A 15,912-nucleotide genomic window follows, 5' to 3' on the forward strand; every position below is an offset into this window, starting at 1 on the left:
GAAATTCTAGTTCTCTGAGTTGTTATCCTTAGCGACGAAAACGCGAAAAATGCTCCCAACGTCCTCTTTGCGATGTGTTGGCAGATTACTCGGAAAAAAATGAGGGAACCAAGTGTTACCACACCAATACTGTATGCGAGACTCACCAACATAGCCGCATGGGAATGCGGGATCCGACGTGGCTGCAAATTTTAGCGGTGTTTTTTTGTAGCCGAGCAAAGCCTGGACTCGATCAGGAGGAAATTGGTTCATTTCGGCAACAAAGGTCACTCCACGCAGTATGTGCCTTGAGCCATCAGTGGCGATGAGAACGTTTGGGGGGGCCACGCGATCCAGTGTCAGTGGTGATTCGATCAAAGGGCGATTGTCTTTAAGTGCTGGCTGTCCAAGAAGTTTAAAACCTGCCAAATGACAGCCTATTATAACAACTGCGACAAGCAATGGTGCCGCAGCCAACAACCTCGGCCTTAATCTTAGCGATAGCCGAACTCCCCAAAAGGCGACAAAACCAAGCCAGACGATTTCTGCCATGAGAATCATGCCCAGCACCAAGATCGCCAGAGAAATCACCAACGGTGCTATGCTGCGCCCCGAAAGCCTTTCGCCAATCAACAGAATGATTAGCAAGGCGAATGCAATCAAGATGATGACGCCGTCCATGACAGAGGGGGCTATGGTGAGTGTGCTCTAAATTACTCCGTCTTGATGCCCACGTTCTTGTTCCCGTTGTCGCGGACGGCATCGACGATTTCGTGGAGGGATTTGAGCGGGGTGTCGGGATCGCCGGAGACGACGACTTTGGCACCGGGGTGGTCGGGGAGGAAGGTGCTGAGGTGGCCGCGGATGCCGCTGAGGGGCTGCTTTTCGCCGTTGATCAGGACCGTGTCGCCGCTGGCGGCGACGTGCATGGTGATGACCTCACTGCTTTTCACGGAGGCGGAGTCGCCTTCGCCTTTGCGTGTCTTGGTGCCACCTTCACCGTCGCGTGAACCCGTGCGAGGTTTTTCGCCATCACGCTCGCCAGTGCGCGGCTTCTCACCATCGCGTTCGCCGGTTCTGGGTTTCTCGCCGTCCTTCATGCCGGGTTTGCGGGAGCCTTCGCCATCGCCGCTGCCAGGTTTCTTGACTCCGCCTTCACCATCGCGGGCACCGGGCTTCTTGGTGCCTTCGCCGTCACCGGTGCCGGGCTTTTTGACTCCGCCTTCGCCATCGCGAGCGCCGGGTTTCTTGGTGCCGCCGTCACGTTCAGCGGAAGGTTTGCCGCCCTCGCGTTCGCCATCACCGGTTTTCTTCATGCCGCCTTCGCCTTCGCGGGTGGCGGGCTTTTTGCCAGGAGTCTCGGAGTCGCCGGACGCGGCGGTTTTTTTGAGGGTTTCACCTTCGCGGACTTTCGGCGGGACTTCTTTTTCCTGCGCACGGGCAGTGGTGAAAGAGTAACAAACGAGGACGCTGAGCGTGAGGACGAGCAGCGCGTGGAGCCAGGGCTGGCGGGTGGTTGGGTGCGTGATCATGAGAATGCGTTGACGCAGGGTGGGATGGTTACGCACACATGGAGCCAACCCTGCAATGGCCGGTGGTGCGAAAAAGGTCTCTTGTATGCGGAGGAGGGTGTGTCCGTAGTCCAGACGCTCGGCGGGCGAGAGCAGCGCGAGCGCCCCGGCATCGCAACGCAGCTCACGGTCCGCCTGGAAGCGTGACACAACAAACCACACGAGCGGATTGAACCAATGCAGCGCCTGCACGGCGATGGCGGCCCAGTTCCAGAGCAGATCACGCTGCTTCACATGCAGCAACTCATGCAGCACGACATGGCGCAGGCTGCGGTCATCAAAACGCGACTCCCAGTCCTCCGGCAGCAGCAGCTTTGGCCTGCGGACGCCGACCATGGCTGGCGTGGTGCCTCCTGGCATGAGGAGGATGCTCACAGGCATTTTGACACCAGCTTTCTGCGCGAGGCTGGCAACGAGGGCGCGAAGGTATGGGGATGTGGCGCGAGGACGACGGCGCAGAACGGCGTCGAAGAGGCGCTGGCGAAGAAGGGCAGCGAGGATCACGGAAGCAGCACCCGTGAGCCAGATCGCGAGGAGGATCAGGTTTCCAGAAAGGATTCCCGCAGATTCAGAAAACCCGCCGATTGATTCAGAAGCATTCATCTGCGGGTTTTCTGAATCTGTGGGAAAAACGGATTCAGAGCCATGCACAGGGGCGATTATATTCGTGGACGAGACAGTCTGGACCACCTCCTCAGCCTGAAGCCAGCCGCCGAGGCCGAAGCCTGCGGGAATGAAGGCGGGCAGCATGAGCTTCATACCGACGAGCATCCAAAGGCCGATGCGCCACGCGGGACTCAAGCGCGTACCGAGCATCAGGCGCAGGCCGAGCACAGCGAGAATCAAGATGCTGGCCTCAAGGGAGGTGCGCAGGAGCCAGTGGAGGAGGGCGTCGGTGCTCATGGTTGGATGCGGTGTGTTGGTTTAACCACAGAGACACGATGGACGCAGAGGTCGGAATTCTGAGTGCTGTTCTCTGTGTTCATCGTGCCTCTGTGGTTAAAAAGAATGGAGTGGTGGCGCGTAAGGCTACTTTTTGAGCTTCTTCTCGGCTTCGGCGAGCATCTGACGAAGGGCGGTGAGGTCATCTTTCGACACTTCTTCCCGCTCCATCATCCCCGCTACGAATGGCGTGAGGCGGCCGTTGAAGACGCGATCGAGGAAACTGACGCTCTCCTCATGCTGACACTGATCCTGGGCCACGGCGGGCGAGTAGCGGAACTCGCGGCCCACAGCCTCGACCGCCAGGGCGCCTTTGTCGGTAAGGCGGCGAATGAGCGACTGCACTGTGCGCGGCTTCCAAGCCAGACGGCCTTCGAGATCCTTTACCACTTCGGCCAGAGTGCTCGTGCCGCGCTCCCAAAGCACCTTCATCACCGTCCATTCGGCGTCGGAGATTTTGGGGGAGGGTGGTGTTTCGGGACGGCGTGCCATGGTGGTGGATTACAGATGTGATCCACGGATTACGCATGTAATCCGTGTTGGCAAATACTTTTTTCAAACAGCCATTCTCTGCCTCGGAAACCGAAGAAGCGCTTGCCACTGCGCCATTCCGCAGCACAAAGCCTGCAACATGGAAAAACTCATCGTTCACGGCGGCGCTCCGCTGAAAGGTCGCATCAACATCAGCGGATCGAAGAACTCGTCGCTGCCCATCCTCGCTGCCACGCTGCTCACGAAGGACACCTGCACCATTCGACGTGTGCCTGACCTCTCGGACACGAATTACATGCTGCAAATTCTTGGCGAACTCGGTGCCGAGGTCGAACGTGCTAGCGGTGTCGTCGTCGTCAAAGCAGAGAAGATCAAATCCGTCGCGCCTTACGACCTCGTGCGCAAAATGCGCGCTTCCATCTGCGTGCTCGGACCGCTCACAGGCCGTTTGAAAAAATGTACCGTCTCCTTGCCCGGTGGCTGCGTCATCGGCGACCGTCCGGTTGATTTGCATCTCAAGGGCCTCGAAGCGCTCGGCGCACAGATCACCGTGGAAGGCGGCGACATCTTTGTGAACGCCAAAAAAGGCTTCAAAGGCGGCCCGATGAACCTCATGGGCAAACATGGCTCCACCGTGCTCGGCACCGACAACGTCATGATGGCCGCCGTGCTCGCCAAAGGCACCACCATCATCGAAGGCGCTGCCGCCGAGCCGGAAGTCGAAGACCTTGCCAATTTCCTCATCAAAATGGGTGCGAAGATTCAAGGCGCGGGCACCAACCGCATCGTCATCGAAGGCGTGAAGGAACTCCACGGCGCGGAGCACATCGTCATCCCGGATCGCATCGAGGCCGGAACCTTCCTCGTGGCCGGGGCGATGCTTGGTGACGGCGTCACTTTGAAGCGTGTCATGCCGGAGCACATGAAATCCGTCACCGATGCGATGATCAAATGCGGCTTCCCGTTGGAGATCACGAAGGACAGCATCACCGTGCGCCCGAACCCGAACGCCAAGGGCTTCGACCTCACCACGCTCTGCTATCCCGGCTTCCCCACCGACATGCAGGCGCAGTTCTGCGCTCTCGCCTGCGTCATCAATGACACCAGCACGATCACCGAGACCATCTTCCCGCAGCGCTTCATGCATGTGGCTGAAATGAACCGCATGGGCACCAAGATCGAGATTCAAGGCGCAACCGCGCGCATTCGTGGCGGTGAGAAGATGAAAGGCGCACCCGTCATGGCTTCCGATCTGCGTGCTTCTGCGGCGCTCGTGCTCGCCGGTCTCGTTGCCGAGGGTAAAACCGAGATCAATCGTCTCTACCACATTGATCGTGGCTACGAGCACCTGGATGACAAACTGGCGGCGCTCGGTGCGCAGTTGGAACGCGTGCAAGGTTAAGGAATCAGTTTCAGCAAAGCTTGGGCGGCGGGCGAGAGCACGCTGTCCTTCTGCCACACGGCAGCGATCTGGCGCTGCATCTTCGGTTCACGAATTGTGATCGCTTGAATGGTCTTGGGCAGATTTCCGGCGGCCAATTGCGGCACGATGGCTAAGCCGAGACCTACCGCTACCAACGCACGCACCGTTTCGAGTTCGCCACTCTCACAGGCGATGCGCGGCTCGAACCCGGCCTTGCGGCAGGTTTCCAGCGCGGTGTCACGCGCACGGCCTTTGTAGAAGATGAAGGATTCCGCCGCGAGTTTCTTCAACAGCACTTCCTTCGGCTTCGCCAGCGCATGCGACTTCGCGACGAGCAGCACGAACGGTTCGGTGATGATCGTCCGCGTCTCAAACGCCGCTTTGCTGGCCGGGAGTTGAAGAAAACCGACATCGGCCAGACCGGATTCGACGCTGGCAGCCACGCGCTCGGAACTGTCCTCGATCAATTGCACCTCCACCTTGTCATGCAGCCTGCTGAAACTGCGAATGACCTCCGGCAGCAGGCAGGCGCTCACGCTTGGGATGGCGGCAATGATCAGTTTGCCGCCGCGAAGCTGCGCCACATCGGAAACGATGGCCTTCGCCGCCTCGGCTTGAGTGAGCAGCGCCTCCGCACGCGGCAAGAAGGCTTTCCCGGCGGCAGTGAGTTGAACTTCTTTGCGACCACGAATGAACAAGGCAGTTCCAAGCTCCGCTTCGAGATTCTTCATCTGCTGACTCAAAGCCGGCTGCGCCATGTGTAAACGCTCCGCCGCCCGCGTAAAACTGCGCTGCCGGGCGATCTCGATGAAGTAGCCGAGTTGGTAGAGTTCCATGATCGAGCATCAGTATTTCCAATCCCGAGCATCGTAAAATCATCTTTTTCTTATGAGTGGTCGCTGCCATGATCGTTCCCATGCGCCGACTTTGCGTCCACACCATCACCACCAAGCCCCTGAGCATCGAGGAATGCCTCGTGCAGTTTCCCAAGCGCGGCGTGACCGGCATCACGATCTGGCGGCAAGCGCTCGAAGGCCGTGATTTGAGCACGGTGAAGCGCCAGACGAGCGAAGCGGGCCTCGAAGTCGTCAGTTTGTGCCGTGGCGGCTTTTTTCCGGCCACATCGGCTGCTGCGAGGCAAACCGCCATCGACGACAATCTGAAAGCCATCGAGCAGGCACACGCGATTGGCGCTCCGCTGATCGTGTTGGTCTGTGGGGCCGTTCCAGTCCAGTCTCTTCTCGAATCTCGGAAACAGATCACGGATGGCATCGCTGCGGTGCTGCCTGCGGCGGAGAAAGCGGGTGTGAAACTCGCCATCGAGCCGCTGCATCCGATGTATGCGGATGATCGCAGCGCGGTGAACACGATGCGGCAGGCACATGAGATTTGTGATGCACTCGGTTCGCCGAAATCCCTCGGCATTGCCGTGGATGTGTATCACGTCTGGTGGGATCCCGAATTGAAGGCGCAAATCGATCTTGCCGGCAAAACGGGCCGCTTGCATGCCTTTCACATCTGCGATTGGAAGACACCGACCACTGATCTCCTTAATGATCGCGGTTTGATGGGCGAAGGCTGCATCAACATCCGCGAAATCAGCGACTGGGTGGACGCCACCGGCTTCACCGGCCATCGCGAAGTCGAAATCTTCTCCAACAAATGGTGGAGCGTCGATCAAAACGACTTCCTCGACCAAATCGCCACCAGTTACTCGCAGCTCTACTCTTGACCCCAACTTGACCAACCCTTGACCTCTTAACACACCATGGAAACCAAACGAATCGGCATCATCATGAACGGCGTCACCGGACGCATGGGCACCAATCAGCACCTCATCCGCTCCATCAAGGCGATCCGCGATCAAGGCGGCCTTCGCGTGAACGACGATCTCACCTTGATGCCTGATCCTATCCTCACGGGCCGCAATCATGACAAACTCCAAGCTCTTGCCCAGCGCACGGGCGTCAGTCGTTTCACGACGGATGTCGATGCCGCGCTCGCCAACAAAGACGACACCATTTTCTTTGACGCCTCCGGCACCTTGCAACGCGCAGGCTTTATCGAAAAGGCGGTGGCCGCTGGCAAAGCCATCTACTGTGAGAAACCCACCGCCGTCGAAACCAGCGAAGCGCTACGCCTTGCCAAGCTTTGCGAGGACGCGGGCGTGAAGAACGGCTGCGTGCAGGACAAGCTCTGGCTGCCCGGCATTCGCAAGTTCCGCACGCTGCGTGATCAAGGTTTCTTCGGCCGCATTCTCAGCGTGCGCGGTGAATTCGGCTACTGGGTCTTCACCGGCGAGGATGGCGACCAGCCTGCGCAGCGTCCGTCATGGAACTACCGCAAGGAAGACGGCGGTGGCATCATCGTCGATATGCTCTGCCACTGGCGCTATGTGATCGACAATCTGTTTGGCAAGGTGAAGGCCGTGAGCTGCCTCGGCGCCACACACCTGCCGAAACGCCTCGACGAGCGCGGCAAACCCTACGCCTGCACCAGCGACGACGCCTGCTACGCCACGTTTGAATGCGAAGGCGATGTCATCTGCCAGTTCAACAGCTCCTGGACCGTGCGCGTGCGTCGTGATGATCTGCTGACGATGCAGGTCGATGGCACGCACGGCAGCGCCATCGTCGGCCTGCGCAAATGCTGGGTGCAAAGCATCGGCACCACGCCACGTCCGACGTGGAATCCCGACATCGACCAGCCGATCAATTTCTTCGGCGGCTGGCAGGAAGTCCCCGACGCCACGACTTACGACAACGCCTTCAAGATCCAGTGGGAGGAGTTCCTCAAGCACGTCGTGCTCGACACGCCGTTCCCATGGACGCTGCATGAAGGGGCCAAAGGCGTGCAACTCGCCGAACTCGGCCTGCAAAGCTGGGAACAGCGCAAGTGGCTGCCGGTTGAGGCCTTGTGAGTGTGATTGAGCACAGCGAGGAATATTGAAGTGTGCTCGCTGCGGCGTTGCACAATTCCAGCGCGTGGGCGAGGGTGACTGTTATCGCATGTTGCGCATCGTTGGCAGTTACTCACTCTCCATTGTCCATGAACTGGGCGATTTTGCCCTTTTCACGGGACGAGCTTTTCGTTCTGCCGTGGGATCCAGACGTCTAGGCAAACGGATCGTCCGCGCGGGTTTTGAGCAAGGTGTGCGCTGTTTGCCGGTGATTCTGATTGTCGGCATGTTCACCGGCTTGGTGCTTGGCTTGCAGGGTTATTATGTGCTGAATCGCTTTGGATCAGAGAGCTTGCTCGGAACGCTGGTTTCGCTGAGTCTGGTGCGCGAATTGGGGCCGGTGCTGGCGGCATTGATGCTGGTGGGGCAGGCGGGGTCCGCGCTGGCCGCCGAACTGGGCATCCAACGCAACACGGAACAGATCGCGGCGCTGGAGACGATGGGCGTGAGCAGTCATGCGTATTTGGTGACACCACGATTGATCGCAGCGCTGCTGGTGTATCCGATGCAAACAGCGCTGTTCATCACCGTGGGGTTGTGGGGCGGCAGTCTTTCAGGTTCGCTGCTGCTGGGGTTGGAGCCGGGCGTTTACTGGTCTTCGGTGGAGCGTGCGATTGAATCTCAGGATGTGCGGGAATGCTTCACCAAGGCTGCCACCTTTGGTCTGCTGACGATCGGACTGTGCGCCTACCACGGCTTCAACGCGCACCGTTGCCGCTCGGCCACGGGAGCGCGAGCAGTCAGCGCGTCCACCACGCGTGCGGTGGTGCAGTCGAGCATCATTGTTCTGGCAGCCGATTACGTCATCACCTCCTTTCTGGTCTGATCATGAGCGCCGCCACACCTGACCTGCTGCTGCAAATTGATGGCCTGCACAAACGCTTCGACGACAACGTCGTGCTCGCTGGTGCGAGCCTCGAAGTGCCGCGTGGGAGCCTGGTCACCGTGCTGGGCCGCAGTGGCACGGGGAAATCCGTGCTGCTGAAGTGTCTGGCCGATGTGATTCGCCCGGATGAGGGAGTCATCCGTTTCGATGGCAAGCCTCTTGGGGTGGACGATGCCGCCGCTCGTGCCGACTTTCGCCGTCGCTGCAGTTTTTTGTTTCAAAGCAACGCGTTGTTCGACTCGCTGAGCGCGTTGGAAAATGTGTCGCTGCCGCTGGAGCAGACCACCGACCTGTCTGACAAGGAGATCCGTGAGCGCAGCCTGGAAGCGCTGAAACAGCTTGAGCTTGATGCGCATCAGGACCGATATCCCAGCCAGCTTTCCGGTGGCATGCAGAAACGTCTGGCCCTGGCTCGTGCGATCGTGACGCGGCCTGAACTGGTGCTTTTCGACGAGCCGACGGCAGGACTGGATCCTCTGCGGCGTAATGCGGTCTTTGCCATGATCGCCAAATATCAGCGTCAATTCCGTTTCACGGCGCTCGTGGTCACGCATGATCTGACGGAGGCGCTGATCGCCAGCGACCGTGTGGCGCTGCTTGACAAGGGGCGGATGTGCTTTGAAGGCACTCCTGCTGAATTTTCCGCCTCCACCGAGCCGGTGGTGTGCGACTTTCGCGACAGCGCGGCGGCACTTGGCAGTTCTCTTGCTGCCATTCGTCGCGGCGAGGCCATTCATTCCGAAGACTCATGAAACAATCCAAGCTGGAACTTTTCGTCGGTGCCTTTGTGCTCCTGGGCATTGCCGCCGTCGCCTACCTCACCGTCAAACTCGGCTCTGGATCGCTGATTGGGGGTGACACCTACATGATTGAGGCGCGCTTCACCAATGCGGGCGGCCTCAACAGCGGATGCAGCGTGCTGGTGGCCGGTGTGCCCGTCGGGCGCGTCGAAGACATCCGTGTGGATGACACGGACTACACTGCCATGGTCACGATGCGTGTACTCGTCGGTCTGCGCCTGCCGACGGACACGATGGCATCAATCAAAACCACCGGTCTCATTGGCGACAAGTATGTGGCCCTCGCTCCTGGAGCAGATGAAACTTATCTTGAATCAGGCGCACGAATCACCATGACTGAATCTTCGGTCGATCTTGAGTCATTGATTGGCAAGATGGCCTTTGGTAGTGTCGATAAAGCAAAAGACGAAAAAGAACCCCTTCCATGACCACGCGCCTGTTCCTCACCCTTCTTCTGGCTGCAACACCACTGGCCGTCTCAGCCCAGGTCGCTGAAGCACAGACACGCCTCAAATCAGCCGTGAATGAGGTGCTCGCTGTCGCCGACCGCACTGCCAATCGCAACGCTCTGGCGGAGAATGTGCGACCGGTTCTCCTCAAGCACGTGAGCTTTGAAACCATGACCAAACGTGCGGTCGGGCCCGGCTGGCGGCAGTTCACACCGGCCCAGCAGAAGCAGGCCACGCAGCTTTTCTCGACGCTGATCATCCGTACCTACAGCAACAAATTCACTCCGGGCGAGCATCCGGTCATCACTTATCAAACGGCAGTGACTCCTGCGGCTGGTCGTGTCGATGTGCCCACCAGCATGGTTTACAAAGGCAGTCATTACAGCGTCACCTACCGCATGGAGCAGATAGGAGGCTGGCGCATCAGTGATGTGGTGATCGAAGGGGTCAGTCTGATCGCCAATTATCGCAGTCAACTTGATGCCCAATTTAAAAAGGGTGGCGCAAACGCCGTGTTAAGCTCTCTTACGCAATCCGTCTCCCGTCCCCAATGAAAACCAGTTCATTCGTCCTTCGCCTTCTTCTCCTGGCCGTCTCTCCATTCCTGACCGATTGCAGTACGCTGTCGAAAAAGACAGACGCTCAGCAGTCGGTTGCTGCCGGTTCTGCCACGAAGACCGCCGCCGCTGCTGACAAGCCTGTCAAAGGTGCCGCCGACCAGATCGAAGAGGAGGATGAATACGCTGTTGAAGTCGTCGATCCGCTGCAGCCGCTCAACCGAGCCATGTTCTGGTTCAATGACGGTCTCTATACTGTGATCGTACGCCCCATCTCGAAAGGTTATGAGAAAGTGCTCCCCAAACCTGTGCGCAAGGGCATCGACAACGTCTTCGACAACGTGAAATTTCCCGTGCGCTTTGTGAACTGCGCCCTGCAGGGCAAGTTCAAACGTGCCGGGCAGGAGACAGGCAAGTTCTTCGTCAACACCATCGGTGGTTTCGGCGGCCTGCTGCGTCAGTCCGACCGCATCCCGGCCCTTGCCGACGTGCCGGCCGAGGATTTGGGCCAGACACTCGCCACCTGGGGCATCGGCCACGGCCCTTACATCGTCCTGCCGCTGTTCGGCCCGAGCAGCCTGCGTGAGACCGTGGGACTGGCCGGTGATTACGCCGCCAATCCGATTAACTGGGGCATCTTCTGGCATGGCGGTCATGATTGGGAGCACGACTGGACCATGGTGCCGCCATCGGCGAACACCCTGCGTCTGCTGCCCAGCCAGCTCGCCACCTACGACGACGCCACCAAGGACGCCATCGATGCCTACCTGTCCGCGCGCAGCGCTTACATTCAAAATCGCGCCGAAGCGGCGAGGAAGTAACAGCCAGGACATTCTGTTTCACTTGGATACAAACAGCCGGAGCCTGCCGCTTCGGTTGTTTGCTTTGAACGCACAGCCATCCGCTTGTGTTCTCCTGGCAGGACAAACTTGGCGGTGGTGAAGAGCCTCACTCCCGCACCGGCAGCGCACGCGGTATGTCCTCAAGCGCGGGCGAGCCGAACTGCATCGACTCGTGAAAGAGGTCGGTGCGGCCGCTCTCGATGCGGTTGGGGCTGTCGAGCGGGTCGCTCGACTTGATGATGTGCGGCTGGATGAAGATGAGCAGCTCCTCGCGGATGTTTTCTTTGCTGGTGGTGCCAAACAGGTGCTTCAAGATCGGGATGCGGCGCAGGAAGATGGCGCCGCGCTCGGTGGTGTTGACGCGCTCGGTGATCAGGCCGCCGAGGACGACGGTGGCGCCGTTTTTGATCGCCACCTCGGTCACCAGTTCCTGCGTGCCGATGGTGGGCACGGTGTTGCCGGAGATGGTCTGCGTACCGACGATGTTGTCGTTGATCTGGGCGATTTTGAGCGTGACTTCGTCGTCGGAGTTGATGAGCGGGACGACTTCGAGCTTGAGCAACACGTCACGGTATTCCACGCTGACGCTGGTGCTGGCGATGCCTGCGGAGAAACCGCCGTTGGAGAGAATTTGAGCGGGCACAGCGATGCGCTGGCCGGAGGAGATGACGGACTTGGCGGCGTTTTTCGCATACACGCTGGGCGTGGCGAGCACCTTGAAGTTGCGGTTGCCGTCCACGAGTTTGATGTAGTTGCTCAACGAGCCGATCTGGCCGTAAAAATTCAACTGGTTGAACGAGAAGTTGGAGAAGTTCGCGGGGAACTGGATGCTGCCGTTGGCGAGTGCGCCGGTGCTGCCCGTTGAACCGGATGTGGACAAGGTCGCATCATCCACTCTGCGCACGCTGAAATCATCGAGGAGCTTGAGGAAGTCGAAGCCGTAATTGTAGTCTTTGCCCAGGCTGAGCTGGCCGATGATGGCGGAGATGTAGATCTGCTGCGGCCGCACGTCCATTTCCTGCAGGAGCTGGTCGATGCGGGCGATGTGCTCGGGCGAACCGGAGACGACGAGGCTGTTGGACTGCGGATCGGCGATGAGCAGTGTTTTGCCGACAATCATGGATTCCGGTGCGCCGACTTCCTCGGGTGCGTCGAGACCGGTGCGGTTGCTACCGTTTGAGCCGGTGTTCATGCCGCTGCTGCTGCCGAAGTTGTTATTGGTGCCAAAGGCGGAGTTGCTGCCGCCGGAACTGCTGTTTCTCGCATCGGTCGAAGGAGAGTTGGAGCTGGACCCAGAACGACGGCTGCTGCTGCTTTTACCGCCACCGTTGGAGGCGCCGCCGTCGCTGGACTGAATGTCGGTGTCCTTCGCCAGCGCATTGTAGGCCACAGGCAAAAAATCCTGAACATCCAGGTATTTGAGGCGGCGCTTGAGGAAATTGGCACCGTCGTCCTGCTTGTCGAGTTTTTCGACCAACCCTCTGATGTACGTGATGTCCACCGGGCGTCCGATGACGAGGAGCTCGTTCGTGCGGCGGTAGGGGAAGATTTTGACGCGGGAGGCGGCGGGATTGGTGGCGGAAGTGTTCGTGCTGCCTGCGGGATTCATGACAGGCACGGGCGGCGAGCCCGGACGCGCGGCAGGATTCGCCACAGCGGCCACGGGAACTGAAGAGGGGGCGCTTTGAGCCTTTTCCTCTTGCTCAAAGATGCTGCTCACGATCTCGGCGATAAGTTCCACATCGGAGCGCTCCAGCTTGATCATCTCATTGGCGATCTCGGCGGGTGGCACATCGACGATCTGGGCAATCTCGCAGATGCTGCGGATGGTGGCGCTGTTTTCGGTGATGATGAGGGCCGAGTCGTTCGAGATCGGTGTCATCGCGCCATAAGCATGCAGTTTGATCACCTGTTGGAAGGCCTTGGATGCCTGATCCGCCGAAATGTGCTGGAGTGGCAGGACATAATGGCAGATTTCCTCGCTCTCCGGCAGATCGCGCAGGGAGTTGTACACCTTCAAACCGTCGGCGGTGGGGCTTTTGCCGCCGGCATGGTTGATCAGCTTGGCGGTGGTGGCATCGACGTTGATGATGGCGTAACCGTTGAGCAGCAGAGTGGCCTCAATGAAGGCGATGGCGTCCTTCTTGGTGAGCATCTGCGGGGAGACGATGCGGAGCTGTTCCCCCTGCAAGGCGGAGTCGAGGATGAGTTTTTTACCGGTGAGCTGGATGTAGAAGGGGATGATCGCCTGGATCGGGGCGCTGGGGAAATTGACTTTGATCGTGGCTCCTTCGCCGACGGGCACGTAAATGCCCGCATTGGCCTGCCCTGCCGGAACGGGTACCGTGGGGGCCAGTCCGGGCTGCTGGGCCTTCGTGGCATGCTTGGCACCCAGAAGAAAAAGCACCAGCAGCACGGCAAAGCGCAGGCGGCTGGGCAGTTGAGAGGGAAAGTGGGGCATATTATTGAAATTATATTCAGTATAATCAATTCAAGTCTGGCGGCAAGGATTTAGTTAATACCTATTAAAATTCATCCCGCCTGCCTTTCGCCGCGAGCAACCTTGCAACCACCTCCCAGCCATGGATCATCCGGCCCCATGATCTCCATCCAGGGTCTCACGAAGCGCTTCGGCGCTCAAACCGCCGTCGATCACCTCACGCTGGATGTCCCGCCGGGTATGATCGTGGGTTTGCTGGGACCGAACGGGGCAGGGAAGACCACCACGCTGAAAATGATCACCGGCATGCTTCAGCCGGACGAAGGCGCGGCTCTGATCTGTGGCGTGAATGTGGTTACGCACCCCATGGAGGCGAAGCGGCTCCTCGGTTTCGTGCCGGATTCGGGCGCGGTCTATGAATCCCTCACCGGACTCGAGTTCCTCCTCATGATCGGTGCTCTCTACGGCATCCACGAAGACGAGGCGCGACCCCGCATCCGCCAGTTCCTCGATTTCTTCGAGCTGGATGAGCAAACGCTCACCTCCAAGCTCCTCGGTGCTTATTCCAAAGGCATGCGGCGCAAGGTCGTCATCACCGCCGCCCTGCTGCACAATCCCAAGGTCGTGCTGCTCGACGAACCGCTCGATGGTCTCGATGCGAACGCCGCCGTCGGCTTCAAGGCCCTGCTCGAAACCCTCGCCCGCGAAGGGAAGACGATCGTGTACAGCTCCCACGTGCTCGATGTCGTCGAGCGCGTGTGCAATCGCGTCGCCATCATCGCGGAGGGCAAACTGCTCGTGGAAGGCACCCCGCAAGAGCTTCAGCACCAGCACGGTGCCGACACGCTGGAGCAGCTCTTCACTCGCCTCACAGGCCTCAGCGGACATGAAGCGCGGGCCGAGACCTTTGCCAAAAACATGCTGTCATGAGCACCGCTGTCGCACCATCGCCTGCCAAGGTTCTGCGCAGCCTATTTTGGAAACTCCTGTTTCGCGGTCGCGCCGCCCAGCAGGCCGGGTCGAACAAAACCAAGCGCCAGATCGGTCTGGGCTTCACCATGCTCATTTATGCGGGAGTGGGCATCCTTCCGGCCATGTTCGCGCGAAACGCGGACACCTTCGTCTTCGCCAGCGCTTTGCACGGCTTCACCTTCATGTTTGCCTCGCTCACCCTGGCCTCCAGCGCGGGCACAATGCTCTTTATGAAGGAGGAGGCGGAAATCCTGCTGCACCGGCCCGTCACCCCGCAGCAGATGCTGCGCGCGAAGTGCGCCGTGCTCGCCGGATTCGCGCTGATGCTCGCCCTGGCGCTCAATCTCGCCGGATTCGTCGCCGGATTGGGCTGCAAGGGCGCGACGTGGCGCTTCATCCCCGCGCATCTGTTTTCCACCACGCTGCTCATGCTGTTCTCCGCCGCCAGCATCGTGCTCGTTTACAATGTCTGCCTCAAGTGGTTCGGTCGGGAGCGCTTCGACAACCTCCTCGCCTCCGTCCAGTCGCTCCTCACCATCGTCATGATCCTCAGCGGCCAGATCATGCCGCACATGCTGAAGCTGGACACCTTCAAGCATCTCGAAAACGTCAGTGGCTGGCTGCTGGCGCTGCCGCCGATGTGGTTCGGTGCGCTCGACGCCCTGATCGGCGGCACCACCTTGAATCCCGCCTCGCTCTGGCTGCCAGCGGCGCTCGCTATTCTCGTCACCGCCGTCACAAGCTGGCTCGCCCTCGAAAAACTCGGCAGCGCCTACGGCCAGGGCCTCATGAACCTGAACGAGTCCGAAGGCACCGCCAAGGGCAGCAGCAAGCCGCGTGGCGTCTGGCTTGCCGCGCTCGTCAAACTGCCGCCGCTGCGCTGGTGGCTGCGTGATCCGGTCGAGCGCCAGTCGTTCATGCTGACCTCCGCTTACCTCGTGCGGGATCGCGAGATCAAACTGCGGCTCTATCCCGGCGTCGCCCCCATGCTCATCATGCCGCTCATCATGCTGTTTCCGGCTGGGGGACGTGGTGCCGCGGGTGCGCAGGCCGCGATGATGATGCAGGGCTTCGCCACCTGCTTTCTCGGCATGGTGTCCTTGCAGGCCATGATGTTTCTTGGCTGCTCCGAGCATTGGCGTGCCGCCGCGTTTTTCCGCACCGCGCCGCTGCCACATTGGACGCCGCTGTTTCACGGCTCGCGCAAGGCCGTGCTCTTCTGGCTGAGTTTCCCGGTGCTGATCGTTCAGACCGCCATCCTGTGCGGCATTCAGCGCTCGTTGGCACCGCTGGCGCTCAGTTTGCCCGCCGTGCTGTTTCTGCCCGCGTTCTCGCTTGTCAGCGGAATCCTCGGCCAGTGGCTGCCGCTCTCCAAACCCTCTGAGGAGGTCAAAAACACCGCCGCAGGCTGTCTCATGATGGCCGGGGCCATGGTCGCCGCCGGCATCGTCGGCGGACTCGCGAGCTGGATGTGGCATCTCGGCCACTTTGAATTTTTTCTCGTCATCGAAGCCGTCCTGATGCTCGGCTCCGCCTTCCTCATGAAACACCTCATGCGCGGCACGCCCTGGGTGGAGGAGAAGGAGTGATCCCGCACTGT

At 59.7% G+C, this 15,912-nt stretch carries 15 protein-coding genes; 10 read left to right on the top strand and 5 right to left on the bottom strand.

What is annotated here, in order from left to right:
• Nucleotides 1-6: 6 nt before the first annotated feature.
• From U1A53_RS08405 to U1A53_RS08415, 3 genes are all read right to left on the bottom strand, one after another.
• Complete coding sequence (locus U1A53_RS08405) at nt 7-660, bottom strand: hypothetical protein (protein ID WP_322280210.1); 654 nt, start codon at nt 658-660, stop codon at nt 7-9.
• 32 nt (nt 661-692) lie between these two features.
• Nucleotides 693-2,453: a M56 family metallopeptidase gene (locus tag U1A53_RS08410; RefSeq protein ID WP_322280211.1), complete on the bottom strand. Its 1,761-nt coding sequence runs from the start codon at nt 2,451-2,453 to the stop codon at nt 693-695.
• A gap of 126 nt (nt 2,454-2,579) precedes the next feature.
• Nucleotides 2,580-2,984 carry a BlaI/MecI/CopY family transcriptional regulator gene (locus tag U1A53_RS08415; RefSeq protein WP_322280212.1) on the bottom strand — a complete coding sequence of 135 codons (405 nt, stop codon included), beginning with the start codon at nt 2,982-2,984 and terminating at the stop codon, nt 2,580-2,582.
• Nucleotides 2,985-3,123: 139 nt separating this feature from the next.
• Here U1A53_RS08415 and murA point away from each other — a divergent pair, with 139 nt between their 5' ends.
• Nucleotides 3,124-4,386: a UDP-N-acetylglucosamine 1-carboxyvinyltransferase gene (murA, locus tag U1A53_RS08420; RefSeq protein WP_322280213.1), complete on the top strand. Its 1,263-nt coding sequence runs from the start codon at nt 3,124-3,126 to the stop codon at nt 4,384-4,386.
• Here the strand turns inward: murA and U1A53_RS08425 are convergent.
• Nucleotides 4,383-5,243 (bottom strand): LysR family transcriptional regulator, encoded by an 861-nt coding sequence (locus U1A53_RS08425; protein ID WP_322280214.1) that lies wholly within the window; start codon nt 5,241-5,243, stop codon nt 4,383-4,385. The genes murA and U1A53_RS08425 overlap by 4 nt on opposite strands.
• An 80-nt stretch (nt 5,244-5,323) precedes the next feature.
• Between U1A53_RS08425 and U1A53_RS08430 the strand changes: the two genes are divergently transcribed.
• From U1A53_RS08430 to U1A53_RS08460, 7 genes are all read left to right on the top strand, one after another.
• Nucleotides 5,324-6,139, top strand: coding sequence for a sugar phosphate isomerase/epimerase family protein (locus U1A53_RS08430; protein ID WP_322280215.1), 816 nt, complete (start codon nt 5,324-5,326; stop codon nt 6,137-6,139).
• 36 nt (nt 6,140-6,175) lie between these two features.
• Nucleotides 6,176-7,327: a Gfo/Idh/MocA family oxidoreductase gene (locus U1A53_RS08435; RefSeq protein ID WP_322280216.1), complete on the top strand. Its 1,152-nt coding sequence runs from the start codon at nt 6,176-6,178 to the stop codon at nt 7,325-7,327.
• A gap of 88 nt (nt 7,328-7,415) precedes the next feature.
• Nucleotides 7,416-8,192, top strand: a complete 777-nt coding sequence (locus U1A53_RS08440) for an ABC transporter permease (protein ID WP_322280217.1) — start codon at nt 7,416-7,418, stop codon at nt 8,190-8,192.
• Nucleotides 8,193-8,194: 2 nt separating this feature from the next.
• Nucleotides 8,195-9,004, top strand: a complete 810-nt coding sequence (locus tag U1A53_RS08445; RefSeq protein ID WP_322280218.1) for an ATP-binding cassette domain-containing protein — start codon at nt 8,195-8,197, stop codon at nt 9,002-9,004.
• Nucleotides 9,001-9,480 (top strand): outer membrane lipid asymmetry maintenance protein MlaD, encoded by a 480-nt coding sequence (gene mlaD, locus U1A53_RS08450; protein ID WP_322280219.1) that lies wholly within the window; start codon nt 9,001-9,003, stop codon nt 9,478-9,480. The genes U1A53_RS08445 and mlaD overlap by 4 nt, the downstream gene beginning before the upstream one ends.
• Nucleotides 9,477-10,055 (top strand): ABC transporter substrate-binding protein, encoded by a 579-nt coding sequence (locus U1A53_RS08455; protein ID WP_322280220.1) that lies wholly within the window; start codon nt 9,477-9,479, stop codon nt 10,053-10,055. The genes mlaD and U1A53_RS08455 overlap by 4 nt, the downstream gene beginning before the upstream one ends.
• Nucleotides 10,052-10,879, top strand: coding sequence for a VacJ family lipoprotein (locus U1A53_RS08460; protein ID WP_322280221.1), 828 nt, complete (start codon nt 10,052-10,054; stop codon nt 10,877-10,879). The genes U1A53_RS08455 and U1A53_RS08460 overlap by 4 nt, the downstream gene beginning before the upstream one ends.
• A gap of 127 nt (nt 10,880-11,006) precedes the next feature.
• Here the strand turns inward: U1A53_RS08460 and U1A53_RS08465 are convergent, their stop codons facing one another.
• Nucleotides 11,007-13,361 (bottom strand): secretin N-terminal domain-containing protein, encoded by a 2,355-nt coding sequence (locus tag U1A53_RS08465; protein WP_322280222.1) that lies wholly within the window; start codon nt 13,359-13,361, stop codon nt 11,007-11,009.
• A gap of 138 nt (nt 13,362-13,499) precedes the next feature.
• On the opposite strand from U1A53_RS08465, the gene U1A53_RS08470 reads away from it, so the two are divergent.
• Both U1A53_RS08470 and U1A53_RS08475 read left to right on the top strand, forming a co-directional pair.
• Nucleotides 13,500-14,270: an ABC transporter ATP-binding protein gene (locus tag U1A53_RS08470; protein WP_322280223.1), complete on the top strand. Its 771-nt coding sequence runs from the start codon at nt 13,500-13,502 to the stop codon at nt 14,268-14,270.
• The gene (locus tag U1A53_RS08475; protein ID WP_322280224.1) at nt 14,267-15,901 is read left to right on the top strand and encodes a hypothetical protein; all 1,635 of its coding nucleotides are present in this window, start codon (nt 14,267-14,269) and stop codon (nt 15,899-15,901) included. The genes U1A53_RS08470 and U1A53_RS08475 overlap by 4 nt, the downstream gene beginning before the upstream one ends.
• The last annotated feature ends 11 nt before the right edge of the window (nt 15,902-15,912 follow it).

The sequence above is a fragment of the Prosthecobacter sp. genome (assembly GCF_034366625.1).
GTDB lineage: Bacteria > Verrucomicrobiota > Verrucomicrobiia > Verrucomicrobiales > Verrucomicrobiaceae > Prosthecobacter.